We start from the raw sequence: 3,592 nt of genomic DNA, 5'->3' as shown, positions 1-3,592 counted from the left end.
CCCGCACCCCTGGCAGAACCAGCTGCGGGCCGCCCGTGACCGCAACGAGCAGACGCAGGTCCAGTACCTCGACCCGAGCGAGGACCCCCTGCGCCGCCGGCCCCAGCGCCAGCCGCAGCAGCCCCCGCAGCGGCAGCAGCAGCGCCCTCAGCGGCAGCAGCGACAGCAGCCGCAGCGGTACGCCCCGGCGCCTCCGCCGCAGTACCAGCAGCCCCAGCCGCCCCCTCCGCAGCAGCGGTACGCGCCGCCGCAGCAGCCGGCTCCCCCGGCTCCGCGCCCGCCGCGCGAGCCCCGCGAACCGCGCCGCCGCAGCGCCAACCCGATGCGCATCCCGGGGCTCGGCTGCCTCAAGGGCTGCCTGTTCACGCTGGTCCTGCTGTTCGTGGCGTCCTGGCTGATCTGGGAGTTCTCCGGACTCCAGGAGTGGATCGGAACGACGAAGAGCTTCTTCGCGCAGATCGGCGACTGGATCGACAGCGTGTCGAAATTCGTGAAGGATCTCGGCGGCCCCACCGGCGCCTAGCGGCCGAGTACGTTGATTTGTCGACTTCTGGGGGTGGATTTCGCCCCCAGAAGTCGAGGTTGACGCCGTACGCGGCTCCGGAAGCGCTCCCACCCGCGTAGCCTCAGGGCGACCGTCAGCCGCTGAGGGAGCAGTCTTGGCACGGAAAATCGGCAGCCGGTACACGGCCCACCAGATCCTTGGACGGGGCAGCGCCGGCACGGTGTGGCTCGGTGACGGACCCGAGGGGCCCGTCGCGATCAAGCTCCTGCGTGAGGACCTCGCGTCCGACCAGGAACTCGTCGGACGCTTCGTCCAGGAGCGCACCGCGCTGCTCGGACTCGACCACCCCCGGGTCGTCGGCGTGCGCGATCTCGTGGTGGACGGCACCGACCTCGCGCTGGTGATGGACCTCGTGCGTGGTACGGATCTGCGGACCCGGCTCGACCGCGAGCGCCGTCTGGCGCCCGAGGCGGCCGTCGCGATCGCCGCGGACGTCGCCGACGGGCTCGCCGCGGCCCACGCGGCCGGCGTGGTGCACCGCGACGTGAAGCCCGAGAACATCCTGCTGGACATGGAGGGGCCGCTCGGGCCCGGCGGCGCGCACCCCGCGCTGCTGACCGACTTCGGCGTCGCCAAGCTCATCGACACCCCGCGCCGCACCCGCGCCACGAAGATCATCGGTACGCCCGACTACCTCGCCCCCGAGATCGTCGAGGGCCTGCCGCCCCGCGCGGCCGTCGACATCTACGCCCTCGCGACCGTGCTGTACGAGCTGCTCGCGGGCTTCACCCCCTTCGGCGGCGGCCACCCCGGCGCCGTACTGCGCCGCCATGTCACCGAGACCGTCGTCCCGCTCCCCGGCATCCCCGAGGAGCTGTGGCAGCTCCTCGTCCAGTGCCTGGCGAAGGCCCCGGCCTCCCGTTTGCGCGCCTCCGAGCTCTCCGCCCGCCTGCGCGACCAGCTCCCGCTCCTCGCCGGGATGCCGCCCCTCGACGTGGACGAGCCGGGCGCCGAGGACGAGGAGGCGGCGTACCCGGCGTACGACGAACCGCAGGCCCGCGCGGCGGACGAACCGCGCCGCCGCGGAGCCGTCCCCCTGGTGCCCGGCTCGGCCCCGGACTCCAACCGCGACACCCACACGAGCATGCGCGTCCCCGCCCCCGACGAACTGGCCGGAGGAGCGCGCGGAACGGCCCGCGCCCCCCGGGCCGCGGGCCAGCGCCGCCCCGGCTCGGCCCGGAACAAGCCGGACGCCGTACGCAGGCGGCGCCTGGTGCTCGGCGGCGCGGCGGTGCTGGTGGCGGCCGCGATAGGGGTGGGCGGCTGGCTGGCGGCGACGGCCGAGGGGGCGGACGGAGCCCCGCAGGACACCGAGCAGTCGTCTCCCGCGCAGCCGTAGCCCGGGGGAGTGACAAGGCGCTCCTCCGGGGGAGGGGAACGTACGGCCGCCCAGCCGTTACGCTGGACCCGTGGCAGTCGTCGATGTATCCGAAGAGCTCAAGTCCCTCTCCTCGACCATGGGGTCGATCGAGGCCGTCCTGGACCTCGACAGGATGAGGGCCGATATCGCCGTGCTCGAGGAGCAGGCCGCGGCCCCGTCCCTGTGGGACGACCCGGAGGCCGCGCAGAAGATCACGAGCAAGCTCTCCCACCTCCAGGCGGAGCTGCGCAAGACCGAGGCGCTCCGCAGCCGCATCGACGACCTCTCGGTGCTCTTCGAGCTCGCCGAGATGGAGGACGACGCCGACACCCTGGTGGAGGCGGAGACCGAGCTCGCCTCCGTCCGCAAGGCGCTGGACGAGATGGAGGTGCGCACGCTCCTCTCCGGCAAGTACGACGAGCGCGAGGCCCTCGTCAACATCCGCGCGGAGGCCGGCGGCGTCGACGCCTCGGACTTCGCCGAGCGGCTGATGCGCATGTACCTGCGCTGGGCCGAGCGCCACGGGTACGCGACCGAGGTCTACGAGACGTCGTACGCGGAGGAGGCCGGCATCAAGTCCGCCACCTTCGTCGTCAAGGCGCCGTACGCCTACGGAACGCTCTCCGTCGAGCAGGGCACGCACCGCCTCGTGCGCATCTCCCCCTTCGACAACCAGGGCCGACGCCAGACGTCCTTCGCGGGCGTCGAGGTGCTGCCGGTGGTCGAGAAGACGGACCACATCGAGATCGACGAGTCCGAGCTGCGGGTCGACGTCTACCGCGCGTCCGGCCCGGGCGGTCAGGGCGTCAACACCACTGACTCCGCCGTCCGTCTGACGCACGTTCCGACCGGCATCGTCGTCTCCTGCCAGAACGAGCGCTCGCAGATCCAGAACAAGGCGAGCGCCATGAACGTCCTCCAGGCGAAGCTGCTCGAGCGCCGCCGCCAGGAGGAGCAGGCGCTGATGGACTCGCTCAAGGGCGACGGCGGCAACTCCTGGGGCAACCAGATGCGTTCGTACGTGCTGCACCCCTACCAGATGGTCAAGGACCTGCGTACGGAGTTCGAGGTCGGCAACCCGCAGGCGGTTCTCGACGGCGAGATCGACGGCTTCCTGGAAGCCGGAATTCGCTGGCGCAAGCAGCAGGAGAAGTAAACTCGCTTTGTCGACACAGTAACTGCCGCCGCTGAGGCGGCAGTTGCGTTTTGTGTCACAGTCGTATTCTCGTACGACGGGCAAGTCCCTGCAATCCGGACATCGCGCCCGCAATGACCTTGACGCTCCCTTTAAAAGTGGCAAAGCTGACGCGCGGCATGCGTATCTCTGGGGCGTGTGTGACGGGGGGCGAATTTCAAACCCCCAGTGTCCGGCGCCCCTTGCGCTGCTCCACTGACGAATTCAGCTACTGGGGGTAGCAGCCAGATGACCAAGAAGACGCGGATCCGCGTTGCGCGTATAGCAGCCGGTGCGGTGATCGCCGCAGGTGCTTCGCTGACCGCCGCGGGCGCCGCTTCGGCCGTCGGTATCGGTGTCGACGTGGCCGGCCTGAGCGCCGACGCCAGCGTCGACCAGGAGGGCGTCGACGTCTCCATCGCCGCCGACCCGGCGGACCCGGCCGACCCGGCGGACCCCGCCGACCCCGCGGACCCGGCGGACCCCGCCGACC

At 71.5% G+C, this 3,592-nt stretch carries 2 protein-coding genes and 2 pseudogenes; all 4 read left to right on the top strand.

Annotated features, from left to right (window positions below; all coding sequences use genetic code 11):
* Positions 1–523 (top strand): annotated as a pseudogene (locus E2E34_RS35735) (serine/threonine protein kinase); the annotation flags it as partial.
* A gap of 136 nt (positions 524–659) precedes the next feature.
* On the top strand, positions 660–1,904 hold the full coding sequence (locus E2E34_RS32560; RefSeq protein WP_138905439.1) for a serine/threonine-protein kinase: 1,245 nt from the start codon (positions 660–662) through the stop codon (positions 1,902–1,904).
* Between the two features lie 70 nt (positions 1,905–1,974).
* Positions 1,975–3,081, top strand: coding sequence for a peptide chain release factor 2 (prfB, locus tag E2E34_RS32555; RefSeq protein WP_138905438.1), 1,107 nt, complete (start codon positions 1,975–1,977; stop codon positions 3,079–3,081).
* A 267-nt stretch (positions 3,082–3,348) separates the two neighbouring features.
* Positions 3,349–3,592: pseudogene (locus E2E34_RS32550) on the top strand (hypothetical protein); the annotation flags it as partial.

The organism is Streptomyces albidochromogenes (assembly GCF_005981925.1).
Classification (GTDB): domain Bacteria; phylum Actinomycetota; class Actinomycetes; order Streptomycetales; family Streptomycetaceae; genus Streptomyces; species Streptomyces albidochromogenes.
The sequence above is the reverse complement of the archived record's forward strand: the minus strand, read 5'-3'. Positions and strand labels throughout refer to the sequence as shown.